The organism is Bradyrhizobium sp. IC3123 (genome assembly GCF_020193625.1).
GTDB lineage: Bacteria > Pseudomonadota > Alphaproteobacteria > Rhizobiales > Xanthobacteraceae > Bradyrhizobium > Bradyrhizobium yuanmingense.
In genome coordinates, this window is sequence record NZ_JADYVF010000054.1 from 1 (window position 1) to 703 (window position 703).

The 703-nt window shown below is 64.3% G+C and carries 1 protein-coding gene; it reads right to left on the minus strand.

What is annotated here, in order from left to right:
- Positions 1-115 precede the first annotated feature (115 nt).
- A partial coding sequence (locus tag I6F20_RS38630; RefSeq protein WP_225131601.1) for a sigma-70 family RNA polymerase sigma factor occupies positions 116-703 on the minus strand: 588 nt, incomplete at its 5' end.

The window sequence follows — 703 nt, forward strand, 5'->3', positions numbered from 1 at the left end:
AGCAGTCCGGCCAGACCGAGCGCAGGAGCCGGGAGTTTTCGCCCGAACGTCTTGTCCCCGATATCTGCAGAGGATGCTGATCGGCCTTGGCCGATCAGCATTCTTCTTCGCTCGCCTAACGCGACGTCGCAAGGCGCGCCTCATCGAGGCGCGCGAACATCTTCGCCTTGATCCGCTGCAACGCGCGCTGCTCGATCTGTCGGACGCGCTCGCGCGAGATGCCGAACTTGCCGGCGAGCGCATCCAGCGTCTGCTGCGGCTCGCCGAGATATCGCGCCTCGACGATGCTGCGCTCCCGCGGTGTCAGCGCAGCGAGTGCATCGGCGAGGGCAGCCTTGGTGCGTTCACGGTCGGCCGCGTCCAGCAGCAGACTCTCCGGATCGGGAGAGGGATCCACCAGCCGGTCCTGCCATTGGTCGCCTTCCGTCTCGACGCTGATCGGCGCGTTGAGTGAGATGTCGCCGCGCAGCCGGCCGTTCATCTCGGCGACGTCGGCTTCCCTGACGTCGAGATGCCTCGCGATAGATGTCAGCTGATCCGTCCGGAGCTCGCCATCCTCCGCAACGCCAAGCTTGTTCTTCAGCTTGCGCAGGTTGAAGAACAGCTTCTTCTGCGCAGCAGTGGTGCCCAGCTTGACGAGCGACCATGATCGCAGGATGTATTCCTGAACCGAGGCCTTGATCCACCAGGAGGCATAGGTCGC